The organism is Pseudomonas sp. GW821-FHT02B10 (genome assembly GCF_059421865.1).
In genome coordinates, this window is the sequence record NZ_JBWKVU010000011.1 from 171,351 (window position 1) to 185,269 (window position 13,919).

Annotated in this window: 12 protein-coding genes; 3 read left to right on the forward strand and 9 right to left on the reverse strand. The window is 65.1% G+C overall.

From position 1 onward, the window contains the following. The first annotated feature begins 12 nt into the window (after positions 1–12). On the forward strand, positions 13–1,356 hold the full coding sequence (locus tag AC07VU_RS22535) for an MFS transporter (protein WP_277588132.1): 1,344 nt from the start codon (positions 13–15) through the stop codon (positions 1,354–1,356). Between the two features lie 8 nt (positions 1,357–1,364). Here the strand turns inward: AC07VU_RS22535 and AC07VU_RS22540 are convergent, their stop codons facing one another. Then, positions 1,365–2,573, reverse strand: a complete 1,209-nt coding sequence (locus AC07VU_RS22540) for an MFS transporter (protein WP_277588133.1) — start codon at positions 2,571–2,573, stop codon at positions 1,365–1,367. A gap of 265 nt (positions 2,574–2,838) precedes the next feature. On the opposite strand from AC07VU_RS22540, the gene AC07VU_RS22545 reads away from it, so the two are divergent. Together AC07VU_RS22545 and AC07VU_RS22550 are read left to right on the forward strand one after the other, a co-directional pair. Further along, positions 2,839–3,468 carry a DUF5666 domain-containing protein gene (locus AC07VU_RS22545; protein ID WP_495030506.1) on the forward strand — a complete coding sequence of 210 codons (630 nt, stop codon included), beginning with the start codon at positions 2,839–2,841 and terminating at the stop codon, positions 3,466–3,468. A 105-nt stretch (positions 3,469–3,573) separates the two neighbouring features. Continuing rightward, positions 3,574–4,023 carry a RidA family protein gene (locus AC07VU_RS22550; protein ID WP_277588135.1) on the forward strand — a complete coding sequence of 150 codons (450 nt, stop codon included), beginning with the start codon at positions 3,574–3,576 and terminating at the stop codon, positions 4,021–4,023. Between the two features lie 128 nt (positions 4,024–4,151). Here AC07VU_RS22550 and AC07VU_RS22555 read toward each other — a convergent pair whose 3' ends face one another. The 8 genes from AC07VU_RS22555 to gcl form a co-directional block, all read right to left on the reverse strand. Further along, positions 4,152–5,150 carry a sulfate ABC transporter substrate-binding protein gene (locus tag AC07VU_RS22555; protein WP_085530177.1) on the reverse strand — a complete coding sequence of 333 codons (999 nt, stop codon included), beginning with the start codon at positions 5,148–5,150 and terminating at the stop codon, positions 4,152–4,154. A 94-nt stretch (positions 5,151–5,244) separates the two neighbouring features. After that, entirely contained in the window at positions 5,245–6,090 is an 846-nt protein-coding gene (locus AC07VU_RS22560; protein WP_007922076.1) for an ion transporter, read from the reverse strand. A 21-nt stretch (positions 6,091–6,111) separates the two neighbouring features. Continuing rightward, a complete protein-coding gene (locus AC07VU_RS22565; protein ID WP_495030507.1) occupies positions 6,112–7,035 on the reverse strand; it encodes an urea transporter in 924 nt (307 codons plus the stop codon). 164 nt (positions 7,036–7,199) lie between these two features. After that, positions 7,200–8,615: a pyruvate kinase gene (pyk, locus tag AC07VU_RS22570; RefSeq protein WP_101337185.1), complete on the reverse strand. Its 1,416-nt coding sequence runs from the start codon at positions 8,613–8,615 to the stop codon at positions 7,200–7,202. Beyond that, positions 8,605–9,885, reverse strand: a complete 1,281-nt coding sequence (locus tag AC07VU_RS22575; RefSeq protein ID WP_495030508.1) for a glycerate kinase type-2 family protein — start codon at positions 9,883–9,885, stop codon at positions 8,605–8,607. The genes pyk and AC07VU_RS22575 overlap by 11 nt, the downstream gene beginning before the upstream one ends. Positions 9,886–10,057: 172 nt before the next feature. Continuing rightward, positions 10,058–10,948, reverse strand: a complete 891-nt coding sequence (locus tag AC07VU_RS22580) for a 2-hydroxy-3-oxopropionate reductase (protein ID WP_007922096.1) — start codon at positions 10,946–10,948, stop codon at positions 10,058–10,060. A gap of 162 nt (positions 10,949–11,110) precedes the next feature. Then, positions 11,111–11,893: a hydroxypyruvate isomerase gene (hyi, locus tag AC07VU_RS22585; protein WP_495030509.1), complete on the reverse strand. Its 783-nt coding sequence runs from the start codon at positions 11,891–11,893 to the stop codon at positions 11,111–11,113. A 133-nt stretch (positions 11,894–12,026) separates the two neighbouring features. Then, positions 12,027–13,802: a glyoxylate carboligase gene (gene gcl / locus AC07VU_RS22590; protein WP_150049701.1), complete on the reverse strand. Its 1,776-nt coding sequence runs from the start codon at positions 13,800–13,802 to the stop codon at positions 12,027–12,029. Positions 13,803–13,919: the final 117 nt, after the last annotated feature.

Below are 13,919 nucleotides of genomic sequence, written 5' to 3' on the forward strand. Positions count from 1 at the left end.
AAGGAGAATGTCATGGCCGTTGTTTCCGAATCCTTCGCGCCGGTTGCGGCGACGAATCTGTGTGTTTCCCGTCGGCGAGTGATTGTCGGTACCACTATCGGTAACGCCCTGGAGTTTTTCGATTTCACGGTGTTCAGCTTTCTGATGCTGTTTATCGGGCCGCTGTTTTTCCCTGCGGCGTCCGCTTACGGGCAGTTGCTGCTGACCACCGCGACCTTTGGCGTGGGTTTCCTGATGCGCCCGGTCGGCGCGCTGCTGATCGGTTCCTACTCCGACCGCTTTGGCCGTCGCTCGGCGATGACCCTGACCCTGTTCCTGATGGGCCTGGGCTGCGGCCTGATGGCCTTGACCCCGACCTATGGCCAGATCGGCATGGCCGCGCCCCTGATCATGGCGCTGGCGCGACTGATCCAGGGTTTTGCCGCCGGTGGCGAAGTGGGGGCGGCGACCACCCTGCTGGTGGAACACGCCCCCGCATCGCAACGGGGTTTTTATGCCAGCTGGCAGTTCGGCAGCCAGTCGCTGGGGATCTTCCTCGGCGCGATCATGGTTGCGGCGCTGGTGGCGGGGCTGGATCAACAGGCGATGAGCGAGTGGGGTTGGCGGGTGCCGTTTTTCATCGGCATGCTCACCGCCCCGGTGGGTTGGTACATCCGTCGCCACCTGGAAGACACCCTGGTGGTCGGGCTGTCGACTGCCCACAGCCAGCAGGCCAGGGAACATGCGGCCCGCAGCAGTCCGCTGCGCGAGCTGTTCGGCCAGCACAAGCGGGCATTGGGCAAAAGCGTGCTGCTGATGCTCGGGGCCATGGTCTCGACCCAGATCATCGCCTTTTACATGCCGGCCTATGCCGCCAGGGTGCTGGGCCTGCCGACCACCTCCAGCCTGCTGGCCAGCGTGGTGGTGGGGGCGGTCTGTTTTGTGTTGTCGCCGCTGGTGGGCTGGCTGGCCGATCGCTGTGGGCGCAAGCGGGTGATTTTCTGCTCGCGCCTGCTGACCCTGGTGGTGATAGTGCCGTGTTTCCAGTGGCTGATCGCCGCCCCCAGCCTGTTCAACCTGCTGCTGATCATCGGCCTGCTCTCGGTGTTGCTGACCCTGCAGACGGTGCCGGGCATCACCATGTTGCCGGAGATGTTCCCCAAGTCGGTGCGCACCACCGGCATGGCGGCGGCCTACGGTATCGGGGTCTCGGTGTTTGGCGGCTTCGCCCAGTTTTTTGTCACCTGGCTGCTGCAGGTGACCGAGCAGGCGCTGGCGCCGGCCTGGTACATGATGGCGACGGTCGCCTTGTCCACCCTGGTGTTGCTGTGGATTCGCGACCGCACCGGTGAGGACATCGATCAGGCTGCGGCTTGAGCCCGGGCTCAGGCCGGGACAGGCAGCGCCTTCTGCGAGGTGCCCAGGAAACGCAGCAGGGCCAGCAACGGCAAGGCGCTGCCGACGCCGACTATGCCCAGCCAGCCGGCGTGTTCGTACACCGCGCTGGCAATCGACGAGCCGACGGCGCCGCCGATGAAGATGCTGGTCATGTACAGCGCGTTGAGGCGGCCGCGGCTATGGGCATCCAGCGCGTAGACCGCGCGCTGGCCGAGGACCATGTTCATCTGCACGCAGAAATCCAGGACCACGCCGGTCACCGCCAGGCCGATGACGCTGTAGGCCGGGTGGACAAAGGCCGGCAGGAAGCTCAAGGCGGCGAACAGCATGGCCAGCAACGAGGCGACTCGGGTGTGGCCGGCATCCGCCAGGCGTCCGCTGATGGGCGCGGCGATGGCACCGATGGCTCCGACCAGGGCGAACAGGGCGATCTGGCTTTGCGACAGGCCGTGATTGCGCGCCAGCTCCAGCGGCACCGCTGTCCAGAACAGGCTGAAGGTGGCGAACATACAGGCCTGGTAAAACGCTCGCTGACGCAGCACCGGTTGCTGGCGCAGCAGGGTGCCCAACGAACCCAGCAACTGGCCGTAGGTGGCGCTGTGGGCAGGCTGGCGCTTGGGCACGGTCAGCAGCAGGACCAGGCTGATGGCGGCCATCAGCATGGCGGCGGCGATAAACATCGCGCGCCAGCCGAACAGGTCGGCCACCACGCTGGACACCGGGCGTGCCAGCAGGATGCCCAGCAGCAGGCCGCCCATGATGCCGCCGACCACCCGGCCACGGGATTCCTCCGGCGTCAGGTGCGCGGCCAGGGGAATCAGGATCTGTACCGACACCGAGCTGAAGCCGATCAGCAGCGAGACCAGCAGAAAGGCGTTGGGTTGCTCGGTGAACCCGGCGCCCAGCAGGCTGGCGATGGCCACCAGGCTGGTGAGGATCATCAGCCGGCGGTTTTCCAGCAGGTCGCCCAGGGGCACCAGGAAGAACAGGCCCAGGGCGTAGCCGATCTGGGTCAGGGACACGATCAGGCTGGCCATGGTGCTGCTCAGGCCGATGTCCGGGGCGATCAGCTCAATGATCGGCTGGGCATAGTAGATGTTGGCGACTATGGCGCCGCAGCAGAAGGCGAACAGCAGCACCATACCGCGGGTCATGGTCGTGGCGGCGGCGGGCAGCCCCTGGGTCGTGGAAGTCATGGCGATTCTCGTTGCAGCAAAAGGGATGCGGGCGAGGCTAAGGGGCTGGCCCGTGACGCGGTAGAAGCTGACGAGCGATAGCATTCATGCCCGGGAGGAATAAATGCCTGGCGGGGCCGGCCGAGAGCGGCAGACGACGACCGGGATCGCGTTGCGATGATACATTTACTTACATTCAGTTCCATAGCTCGCTCATTGTTCCGCGGACACTGGAGTGCTTTCGTTTAGACCTCTGTGCCACCTTTCATCACAGGAAGCCCGTCCCATGAATCTGTGTCTTCGCCGCCTGCTCGGCGGCGCCCAAGCGATCACCCTCGGCGCACTGCTGCTGGCCGGCCCGGCCCAGGCCCAGGACGCGCCGGGCATGCGCATCGGCGTGCGTGGGGAAATCACCAGCATCGCCGGCGACGCGGTGCGGGTGCACGTCAACAGTGGCGAGAACGTCACCATCAACCTCACGCCGCAGACCCAGGTCCGCGCCGTGACCCTGGCCAATATCGAGGACATCAAGCCCGGCAGCTACATAGGTTCGGCCGCCGTGCCGCAGGCCGATGGCAGCCTCAAGGCGCTGGAGGTCCATGTGTTTCCACCGCAGATGGCCGGCACCGGCGACGGCCATCGGCCCTTCGACCTGGTCAAGGGCAGCAGCATGACCAATGGCCACGTCGGCGACCTGGTGGTGAGCAATGGCCGGACCCTGACCGTCAACTACAAGGGCGGCCAGCAGACGATCCTGGTGCCGGACGACGTGCCCATCGTCAACCTGGTGCCGGGCGACCGCAGCCTGCTCAAGGCCGGGGTCAAGGTGGTGATGTTCGTGTCGCAGAGCGCGGACGGCACGCTCACCGCGCAATCGATCTCCGCCGGCAAGGATGGGGTGACGCCGCCGATGTAGCTGGCTGGCGGTTACGTTGCCAGGTGTTTCAACGACCTGGTTTCGGATGGCCTTGTGCAGGGGCTTGGTTTAGGGTTTGCGGTCGTCTATCGCAGCGGAGGTCCCATGCATACATCAGTCTTCAATCCGCCCAGTGTCTTCAATTCCCTGCAGTACGGTTTCAGCCAGGCCGTGGAGGTGCGCGGTGGGCGGCGCCTGCTGCTGTCCGGCCAGGTGGGTGTCGATGAGCGCGAGGTCTGCGTCGGCCCGGGGCTGCGCGAGCAGACCGAGCAGAGCTTCGACAATATCGCCCGGGTCCTGGCGGCGGCGGGCGGCGACCTGAGCCACGTGGTCATGCTGCGGATCTACATCGCCGAAGCAGCCCGCGACCAGCAGGAACAGATCAGCCAGGTGCTGTTGCAGCGTTTCCCCCAGCAGCCACCGGCGTCCTCGTGGATCATCGTCAGCGGCCTGTCCTTGCCCGAGTGGCTGATCGAGATCGAGGCCGAGGCGATGTTGCCTGAGCTGCATCAGGCGGGGAAGGCGGTGCTGTTCGAAGCTGCCGCCGGGCTTTAGATTCCTGATCCGCAAAATACTGTAGCCGCTGCCGAAGGCTGCGATCGCACACAGCGTGTGCGCAAGATCTGACGATCGCTGAAGGCCTTCGGCCTTATCGCAGCCTGCGGCAGCGGCTACAGGTGTTGTTACTTACCGCCGTAGATCTGGTCGAAGACCCCGCCATCGTTGAAGTGGGTCTTCTGCACGGTACGCCAGTCGCCGAAGGTTTTTTCCACCGACAGGAAGTCGACTTTCGGGAAACGGTCGGTGTACTTGGCCAGGACTTTCGGGTCCCGTGGGCGCAGGTAGTTGTTGGCGGCGATTTCCTGGCCTTCCGGCGACCACAGGTACTTCAGGTACTCCTCGGCCGCGGCACGCGAGCCTTTCTTGTCGACCACTTTGTCGACCACCGACACCGGTGGCTCGGCTTCGGCGGAGACGCTCGGGTAGATGACTTCGAACTGATCGCGGCCGAATTCGCGGGCGATCATTTCCGCTTCGTTCTCGAAGGTCACCAGTACGTCGCCGATCTGGTTGGTCATGAAGGTGGTCGTCGCGGCGCGGCCACCGGTGTCGAGCACCGGTGCCTGCTTGAACAGTTTGCCGACGAAGTCCTTGGCCTTGTTCTCGTCGCCGCCGTTCTTCAGCACATAACCCCAGGCCGACAGGTAGGTGTAGCGGCCGTTACCCGAGGTCTTCGGGTTCGGCACTATCACTTGCACGCCATCCTTGAGCAGGTCCGGCCAGTCTTTCAGGGCCTTGGGGTTGCCCTTGCGCACGATGAACACAGTAGCCGAGGTGAAAGGCGCGCTGTTGTTCGGCAGGCGGGTCACCCAGTTGTCCGGCACCAGCTTGCCGTTGTCCGCCAGGGCGTTGATGTCAGTGGCCATGTTCATGGTGATGACGTCGGCCGGCAGGCCGTCGATCACTGAGCGCGCCTGTTTGCTGGAGCCGCCGAAGGACATCTGCAGGGTGATGTTCTCGTTGTGCTCGGCCTGCCAGTGCTTCTGGAAGGCAGTGTTGTAGTCCTTGTAGAAGTCTCGCATCACGTCGTAGGAAACGTTGAGCAGGGTCGGGGCGGCCTGGGCGACGCTGCCCAGTGCCAGGCCGGCGGCCAGGAGAGAGGCGCTAACGAGTTTTTTCACTGCACGTTCCTTTTATTAGAGAGTGAAGGCAATTTGCCGCCGACTATAGCCGGGGCGGTATATCTCTTTAAAGATTAAAAAGTGCTTTGCTTATTCAGTTTTCCTGGACCACTTTCGGGAACAGCGCGTTGCCACACCGCGAGCAGAACGCGGCGCCGTGCTCATGGTCGTTCTTCCTGCACACCGGGCAGTCGTGCTTGAGCTGTTCGCCGCGCAGGGCATTGGCCAGTTCCGCGGTGAAGATCCCGGTGGGCACGGCGATGATCGAGTAACCGGTGATCATCACCATCGATGAAATCACCTGGCCCAGTGGCGTCTTCGGCACGATGTCGCCAAAACCCACGGTGGTCAGGGTGACGATGGCCCAGTAGATGCCCTTGGGGATGCTGGTGAACCCGTGCTCGGGCCCCTCGACCACATACATCAGGGTGCCGAACACCGTGACCAGGGTCGATACGCTGAGCAGGAACACGATGATTTTCTGCTTGCTGCCGCGCAGCGCCGACATCAGGTAGTTGGCCTGCTTGAGATACGGGCTGAGCTTGAGCACGCGGAAGATGCGCAGCATGCGGATCACCCGGATGATCAGCAGGTACTGGGCGTCGCTGTAATACAGGGCGAGGATCCCCGGCACGATGGCCAGCAGGTCCACCAAGCCGTAGAAACTGAAGGCGTAGCGCAACGGCTTGGGCGAGCAATACAGGCGCAGACCGTATTCGATGGCGAAGATCAGGGTAAAACCCCATTCGATATAGGCCAGCACATTGGCGTAGTTCTGATGCACCTCGTCGATGCTGTCGAGGATCACGATCACCAGGCTGGCGAGGATGATCAGCAACAGGGTGCTGTCGAAGCGTCGACCGGCCACGGTGTCGGTCTGGAAAATCATGACGTAGAGACGCTCGCGCCAGTGCCGGTTGTTGTCCGTGTTGCTGTCCATGTTGTTCGCCTGAATCGAAGGTCAGCGAAGCCTAGGGGGATTGGCCCCGGTAGCGCAAGGCGTGCTGTCCACGGCGGCCTGGCGCAGCACCCGCAGCGCGGCGCGAACCAGCCAGCAGGCGAGGATAAAGGGTGCGGTGAGCACGGGCAGGCCCAGCGCGGCGAAGCCCGGGGCGAGCAGCAGCGCCAGGAGCATTCCCGGCAGGGCCAACCAGGATCGGCGGCGGTCCTGGCTCAGGGCCAGGGCGACCAGGGCACAGTTGTAGCCGCCAAGGCCCAGCAGGGCGCCGGCGTGGTCCTGTTGCAGCAGGGCGAAGCCCAGGCCCGCCGCCGAACCGAACAGCGCCCAGGCGGCCGCCCGGCGATCAGCCAGCAGCAACCCCAGGGCAATCAACACCCCGGCCAGCGGATGCTCAAGGAACATCACCTGGCCGAGCCCCTGGATCAGTGCCTGCAGCGACGCCAGCGCATCGGGCTCGATCCAGGGCGCGTCGGCACTGGCGGGCAGCGGCGCGGCCAGGCCCAGCAGCAACCAGCCGAGGCCGACGAAGGGCGCGGTGTAGGCCGGCAGGCAGTATGGGTCGCGGGCGCGTTTGAGCCATTGTCGGGTGAGGATCGCACTGACGCCGCCGCAGGCGATGATCAGCGGTGGCAGCAGCACCGACCAATCGAAGCGCAGGCTCAGGAGCAGGCCGAGCAGGACCCCGTTGTAGCTGAACAGCCCGGCTTGCCGGTCGGCCTTGGCATAGCCCCGGCGCTGCGCGGTGAGCAGCCCGGCCACGCCACCCAGCAGCGCGCCACCGAGCAACGCCGGAGCGCTCAGCAGGATGGCCAGCATGCACATCAGGCCGCACAGAGGATGGCGCTGGAGGAAGATCTGGCTGAAGCCGTTGAGCAAGGCGGTGGCCCAGTCGGGGCAGTGCGCGTTGAAGTGTTCTGAAGGCATGAGGTGGGCTCTTGTAGCCGCTGCCGAGCACAGCGAGGCTGCGATCGGGCGCGTAGCGGCCGTCAATCAGGCAATGCCGTGTTCCACAGGCAAGTCCAGTGCTCGGGCCTGGCGAAGACTGCGTTTTCGAGCGCAGCCTCGCAGGCTCGGCAGCGGCTACAGGCTCAGATCAGGGTTTCGATGCGCAGCGAGTTGGTCGAGCCCGGCTGGCCGAACGGCACGCCGGCGGTGATCAACAGCGTGTCGCCACGTTTGGCCATGCCTTGTGCCTGGGCGATCTCCAGGGCGGTGGAGCAGACCTCGTCGACCTGGCGCAGGCGGTCGTTGACCACCGAGTGCACACCCCAGGCCACCGTCAGGCGCCGCGCGGTGGACAGGTTCGGCGTCAGGTTGAGGATCGGCACCGTCGGCCGTTCCCGGGCCGCGCGCAGGCTGGAGCTGCCGGACTCGCTGTAGTTCACCAGCACCGCCACCGGCAGGATGCTGCTGATACGGCGGATCGCGCAGCTGATGGCATCGGACACCGTGGCTTCGGCCTGGGGTCGGCTGACGTCGAGCTGGGCCTGGTAGTCGGGGCCGCTTTCCACCTGGCGGATGATCTTGCTCATCATCTGCACCGCTTCCAGAGGGTATTCGCCGGAGGCGGTTTCCGCCGAGAGCATCACCGCGTCGGCACCTTCGGCCACCGCGTTGGCCACATCCGTGACCTCGGCCCGGGTCGGGGCAGGGGAGAAGCGCATGGATTCGAGCATCTGCGTGGCCACCACCACCGGTTTACCCAGCTGGCGGCAGGTGCCGATGATGTTCTTCTGGATCTGCGGCACGCTTTCGGCCGGCACCTCCACCCCCAGGTCGCCACGGGCCACCATGATCGCGTCGCTCAGTTCGGCGATCTCGCGCAGTTGGGTGACCGCCGAGGGTTTCTCGATCTTGGCCATCAGGAACGCCTTGTCGCCGATCAGCGCGCGGGCTTCGCGAATGTCCTCGGGGCGCTGCACGAACGACAGGGCGACCCAGTCCACCCCTAGTTCCAGGCCGAATTCCAGGTCGCGACGATCCTTGGCGGTCAGCGGGCTGAGGTCGAGCAACGCCTGTGGGACGTTGACGCCTTTGCGGTCCGACAGCTCGCCACCGTTGAGCACCGTGGTGTCGATGGCGTCGGCGTGCTTGGCGGTGACCCGCAGGCGCAGCTTGCCATCGTCCAGCAGCAGGTCCATGCCCGGCTCCAGGGCTTTGAGGATTTCCGGGTGGGGCAGGTTGACCCGGCGCTGGTCGCCCGGGGTGCTGTCCAGATCCAGGCGCAGGGCCTGGCCACGGTGCAGCTGGACCTTGCCTTCGGCGAACGTGCCGACCCGCAGTTTCGGGCCTTGCAGGTCCATGAGGATGCCCAGCGGGTAGTTCAGCTGTTTTTCGACTTCGCGGATCCACTGGTAACGCTGGGCGTGATCGGCGTGGTCACCGTGGCTGAAATTGAGGCGAAAGATATTCACCCCGGCCTGCACCAGCTCGCGGATATCGTCGATGCCGTCGATGGCCGGGCCGAGGGTGGCGAGGATTTTGACCTTTTTGTCAGGCGTCATGTTTTGGGCTCTCGAGGATCAGGATGGCGCGGAAGTCGTTGACGTTGGTGCGGGTCGGCTCGGTGACGATCAACCCATCCAGGGCCGCGAAATAGCCATAGCCGTTGTTGTTGTCCAACTCGTCGCTGGCACTCAGGCCCAGGGCGGCGGCGCGGGCATGGCTGTCCGGGGTCATGATGGCGCCAGCGTTGTCTTCGGAGCCGTCGATGCCGTCGGTGTCGCCGGCCAGGGCGTAGACGCCGGGCAGGCCCTTGAGGCTGTCGGTGAGGCTCAGGAGGAACTCGGCATTGCGCCCGCCACGGCCATTGCCGCGCACGGTGACCGTGGTCTCACCGCCGGAAAGGATCACGCAGGGCGCCGCCAGAGGCTGGCCATGCAGCACCACCTGGCGGGCGATGCCGGCGTGGACCTTGGCCACCTCGCGGGCCTCGCCTTCCAGGTCGCCGAGGATCAGCGGGCTGAACCCGGCCTGGCGGGCTTTCACCGCGGCGGCCTCCAGCGACTGCTGCGGCCGGGCGATCAGCTGGAAGTGACTGCGGGCCAGGCTCGGGTCGCCGGGCTTGACGGTCTCCGACTCCGGGCTTTGCAGCCAGGTGCGCACGGCCGCCGGGACCTCGATGGCGTAGCGCTTGAGGATCGCCAGGGCCTCGGCCGAGGTGCTGGGGTCGGCCACGGTGGGGCCGGAAGCGATGACCGTGGCCAGGTCGCCCGGTACATCGGAAATCGCGTAGGTGTAGACGGTGGCCGGCCAGCAGGCCTTGGCCAGGCGGCCGCCCTTGATCGCCGAGAGGTGTTTGCGCACGCAGTTCATCTCGCCGATGGTGGCGCCGGACTTGAGCAGGGCTTTGTTGATCGACTGCTTGTCCGCCAGGCTGATGCCCGCGGCGGGCAGGGCCAGCAGCGCGGAACCGCCACCGGACAGGAGGAAGATCACCCGGTCCTGTTCCGACAGGTCGCTGACCAACTCCAGCACGCGCTTGGCCACGGCCAGGCCGGCGGCATCGGGCACCGGATGGGCGGCTTCGACCACTTCGATTTTTTCGCAGGGGGCGCCGTGGCCGTAACGGGTGACGACCAGCCCGCTGACTTCACCCAACCAGCAGCGTTCGACCACCTGGGCCATGGCCGCGGCGGCCTTGCCGGCACCGATGACGATCACCCGGCCGCTGCGGTCGCTGGGCAAATGGGCTTCGAGGACGTGCTGCGGGTGGGCGGCGTCGATGGCTGTGGCGAACAGCTCACGGAGGAATTGTTGCGGATCGACCGACATGGCGGGCTCCCGGATTTCTTGTTATTCGAGGTGTGGCTGTAACGCAACCTGTAGCCGCTGCCGAAGGCTGCGATAAGGTTCGAAGAACCTTCCTGCGATGTGCAGGTGCACGCCTGCTGCGCAGGCGATCGCAGCCTTCGGCAGCGGCTACAGGGGATTTCCTGGCGTTCTCTTACTGGTCGCGGATCGAGAAGTTGGCCATGTGTTCCAGGCCCTTGATCAGCGCCGAGTGGTCCCAGTTGCTGCCGCCGATGGCTGCGCAGGTGCTGAACACTTGCTGGGCGTTGGCGGTGTTGGGCAGGTTGATGTTCAGCTCCTTGGCGCCTTGCAGGGCCAGGTTCAGGTCCTTCTGGTGCAGGCTGATACGGAAGCCCGGGTCGAAGGTGCCCTTGATCATGCGCTCGCCGTGCACCTCGAGGATCTTCGAGGAGGCGAAGCCGCCCATCAGCGCCTCGCGCACCTTGGCCGGATCGGCGCCGTTTTTCGCGGCGAACAGCAGGGCCTCGGCCACCGCCTGGATGTTCAGGGCGACGATGATCTGGTTCGCCACCTTTGCGGTCTGGCCGTCGCCATTGCCGCCGACCAGGGTGATGTTCTTGCCCATGGCCTGGAACAGCGGCAGGGCGCGCTCGAAGGCCTGGCTGTCGCCGCCGACCATGATGCTCAGGGTCGCCGCCTTGGCGCCGACTTCACCGCCGGACACCGGGGCATCCAGGTACTGCGCGCCTTTCTCGTTGATCCTGGCGGCGAAGGCCTTGGTCGCGGTCGGCGAGATCGAGCTCATGTCGATTACCACCTTGCCCGGGCCGACGCCCGCCGCCACGCCGTCGGCGCGAAACAGCACGTCGTCGACCTGTGGGGTATCCGGGACCATGACGATGATGAACTCGGCTTCCTGGGCCACTTCCCTGGGGCTGGCCAGGGCGACTGCGCCGGCGGCGACCAGGTCGGCCGGGGCCGCGTCATGGTGCTGGGACAGGAACAGACTGTGACCGGCTTTCTGCAGGTTGGAGGCCATTGGGTGGCCCATGATGCCGGTGCCGATGAATCCGATTTTAGCCATGAGAAAATCCTCTTTTTATTAGGTAGCACGCCCTCTGTAGGAGCGAGCTTGCTCGCGAAAAACGGCTAGGGCGCCGTGTCCATTCAGGATGCCTGCGTCATCGTTGACGATCTTCGCGAGCAAGCTCGCTCCTACAGCGATAAACGATGACGCGCTGCCCGATCAGATTGCGTTGTGGCTCTTGAGCCAGCCGAGGCCGGCCTCGGTGGTGGTCAGCGGCTTGTATTCGCAGCCGACCCAGCCCTGGTAGCCGATCTTGTCCAGGTGCCCGAACAGGAAGTGGTAGTTGATCTCGCCGGTGCCCGGTTCGTGACGTCCCGGGTTGTCCGCCAGCTGGACATGGTTGATCGCGTCCAGGTGGCCGGACAGGGTCCGGGCCAGATCGCCCTCCATGATTTGCATGTGGTAGATGTCGTATTGCAGGTACAGGTTGCTGCTGCCGACCTGCTCGCGAATCGACAGGGCCTGGGCCGTGTTGTTCAGGTAGAAGCCCGGGATGTCGCGGGTGTTGATCGCTTCCATCACCAGCTTGATGCCCGCGGCCTGGAGCTTCTCGGCGGCGTACTTGAGGTTGGCGACGAAGGTCTTTTCCACCGTGGCATCGTCGACGCCCTGCGGACGGATACCGGCCAGGCAGTTGATCTGGGTATTGCCCAGCACCTGGGCGTAGGCGATGGCCAGGTCGACCCCGGCGCGGAACTCTTCGACCCGGTCCGGCAGGCAGGCGATACCGCGCTCGCCTTTCACCCAATCGCCCGCGGGAAGGTTGAACAGCACTTGGGTCAGGTCGTGGGCGTCGAGTTGCGCCTTGATCTCGGCGGAGCTGAATTCGTAGGGGAACAGGTATTCGACACCACTGAAGCCAGCCTCGGCGGCGGCCTTGAAGCGGGCGAGGAAGTCCTGTTCGGTGAACAGCATGGACAGGTTGGCGGCAAAACGCGGCATGGTGGTCTCCTGTGAAAAGGGGCTCTGTAGCCGCTGCCGCAGGCTGCGATAAGGCCGAAGGCCTTCGACGATCCTGAGATCTTGCGCATCCCGCGGATGCGATCGCAGCCTTCGGCAGCGGCTACATAGGGGGTCAGTCGAGCAGGGAAATCGCGGTCGGGGCGTCGTTGCCGACCAGCGCCAGGTCTTCGAATTCGTTGACCGCGTTGATCTCGGTGCCCATGGAGATGTTGGTGACACGCTCCAGGATGATCTCGACGATCACCGGCACCTTGAACTGTTCGAGCATTTCCTGGGCCTGGCGCAGGGCCGGCTGGATGCCCGACGGCTCGAACACGCGCAGCGCCTTGCAGCCCAGGCCCTCGGCGACCGCGACGTGGTCCACGCCGTAGCCGTTGAGTTCCGGGGCGTTGAGGTTGTCGAAGGACAGCTGCACGCAGTAGTCCATGTCGAAACCGCGCTGTGCCTGGCGGATCAGGCCCAGGTAGGAGTTGTTCACCACCACGTGGATGTACGGCAGCTTGAACTGCGCGCCCACGGCCAGCTCTTCGATCATGAACTGGAAGTCGTAGTCGCCCGACAGCGCCACCACCTTGCGGCTCGGATCGGCCTTGACCACCCCCAGCGCCGCCGGAATGGTCCAGCCCAGCGGGCCGGCCTGGCCGCAGTTGATCCAGTGGCGTGGCTTGTACACGTGCAGGAACTGCGCGCCGGCAATCTGCGACAGGCCGATGGTGCTGACGTAGCAGGTGTCCTTGCCGAATACCTGGTTCATCTCTTCATACACGCGCTGTGGCTTGACCGGCACGTTGTCGAAGTGGGTCTTGCGTTGCAGGCTCGATTTGCGCTGCTGGCAATCCTGCAGCCAGGCGCTGCGGTTCTTCAGCTTGCCGGCGGCCTGCCATTCGCGAGCGACTTCGATGAATACGGTCAGCGCCGAGCTGGCGTCGGAGACGATGCCCAGGTCCGGGGTGAACACCCGGCCGATCTGGGTCGGCTCGATGTCCACGTGGATGAACTTGCGACCCTCGGTGTAGACGTCCACCGAACCGGTGTGGCGGTTGGCCCAGCGGTTGCCGATGCCCAGGACCACATCAGACTTGAGCAGGGTGGCGTTGCCGTAGCGGTGGGAGGTCTGCAGGCCGACCATGCCGACCATCTGCGGGTGATCGTCGGGAATGCTGCCCCAGCCCATCAGGGTCGGGATGACCGGGATGCCGGTCAGCTCGGCGAACTCCACCAGCAGCTCACTGGCATCGGCATTGATGATGCCGCCGCCGGCGACCAGCAACGGCCGCTCGGCCTGATCCAGCAGGGCCAGGGCCTTTTCGACCTGGACCCGGGTCGCCGACGGCAAGGCCCGCGGCAGCGGCTGGTAGGCGTCGATGTCGAATTCGATCTCGGCCATCTGCACGTCGAACGGCAGGTCGATCAGCACCGGGCCGGGGCGGCCGGAGCGCATTTCATAAAAGGCTTTCTGGAAGGCGTAGGGCACCTGGCCGGGTTCCAGGACGGTGGTCGCCCACTTGGTCACCGGCTTGACGATGCTGGTGATGTCGACGGCCTGGAAGTCTTCCTTGTGCAGGCGGGCACGCGGGGCCTGGCCGGTGATGCAGAGAATCGGGATCGAGTCGGCCGAGGCGCTGTACAGGCCGGTGACCATGTCGGTGCCGGCAGGGCCGGAAGTGCCGATGCACACGCCGATATTGCCGGCCTTGGTGCGGGTGTAACCCTCGGCCATGTGCGAGGCGCCTTCGACGTGGCGAGCGAGGACGTGATCGATGCCGCCGACCTTTTGCAGGGCGGAGTACAGCGGGTTGATGGCGGCACCCGGGATGCCAAAGGCGGTATCGACCCCTTCACGGCGCATCACCAGAACGGCGGCTTCGATTGCTCTCATTTTGCTCATGGTTTTGTGCCTCTTACGTTTTGTAATTGTATACAAGTGGCTTTGCGCAGAGTGTATTCACGGCGAGCGTCGCAGGTCAATCCATTTTCTCTAGCGCTGGGGTGCGTTCGTCCGGTG

Bases quoted from the DNA above. Each gene is read 5' to 3' on its own strand.
- AC07VU_RS22575 (WP_495030508.1), bottom strand. From the start codon at position 9,885: ATGTCGGTCGATCCGCAACAATTCCTCCGTGAGCTGTTCGCCACAGCC.
- pyk (WP_101337185.1), bottom strand. From the start codon at position 8,615: ATGACGCCTGACAAAAAGGTCAAAATCCTCGCCACCCTCGGCCCGGCC.
- AC07VU_RS22535 (WP_277588132.1), top strand. From the start codon at position 13: ATGGCCGTTGTTTCCGAATCCTTCGCGCCGGTTGCGGCGACGAATCTG.
- hyi (WP_495030509.1), bottom strand. From the start codon at position 11,893: ATGCCGCGTTTTGCCGCCAACCTGTCCATGCTGTTCACCGAACAGGAC.
- AC07VU_RS22580 (WP_007922096.1), bottom strand. From the start codon at position 10,948: ATGGCTAAAATCGGATTCATCGGCACCGGCATCATGGGCCACCCAATG.
- AC07VU_RS22550 (WP_277588135.1), top strand. From the start codon at position 3,574: ATGCATACATCAGTCTTCAATCCGCCCAGTGTCTTCAATTCCCTGCAG.
- AC07VU_RS22560 (WP_007922076.1), bottom strand. From the start codon at position 6,090: ATGGACAGCAACACGGACAACAACCGGCACTGGCGCGAGCGTCTCTAC.
- AC07VU_RS22565 (WP_495030507.1), bottom strand. From the start codon at position 7,035: ATGCCTTCAGAACACTTCAACGCGCACTGCCCCGACTGGGCCACCGCC.
- gcl (WP_150049701.1), bottom strand. From the start codon at position 13,802: ATGAGCAAAATGAGAGCAATCGAAGCCGCCGTTCTGGTGATGCGCCGT.
- AC07VU_RS22540 (WP_277588133.1), bottom strand. From the start codon at position 2,573: ATGACTTCCACGACCCAGGGGCTGCCCGCCGCCGCCACGACCATGACC.
- AC07VU_RS22545 (WP_495030506.1), top strand. From the start codon at position 2,839: ATGAATCTGTGTCTTCGCCGCCTGCTCGGCGGCGCCCAAGCGATCACC.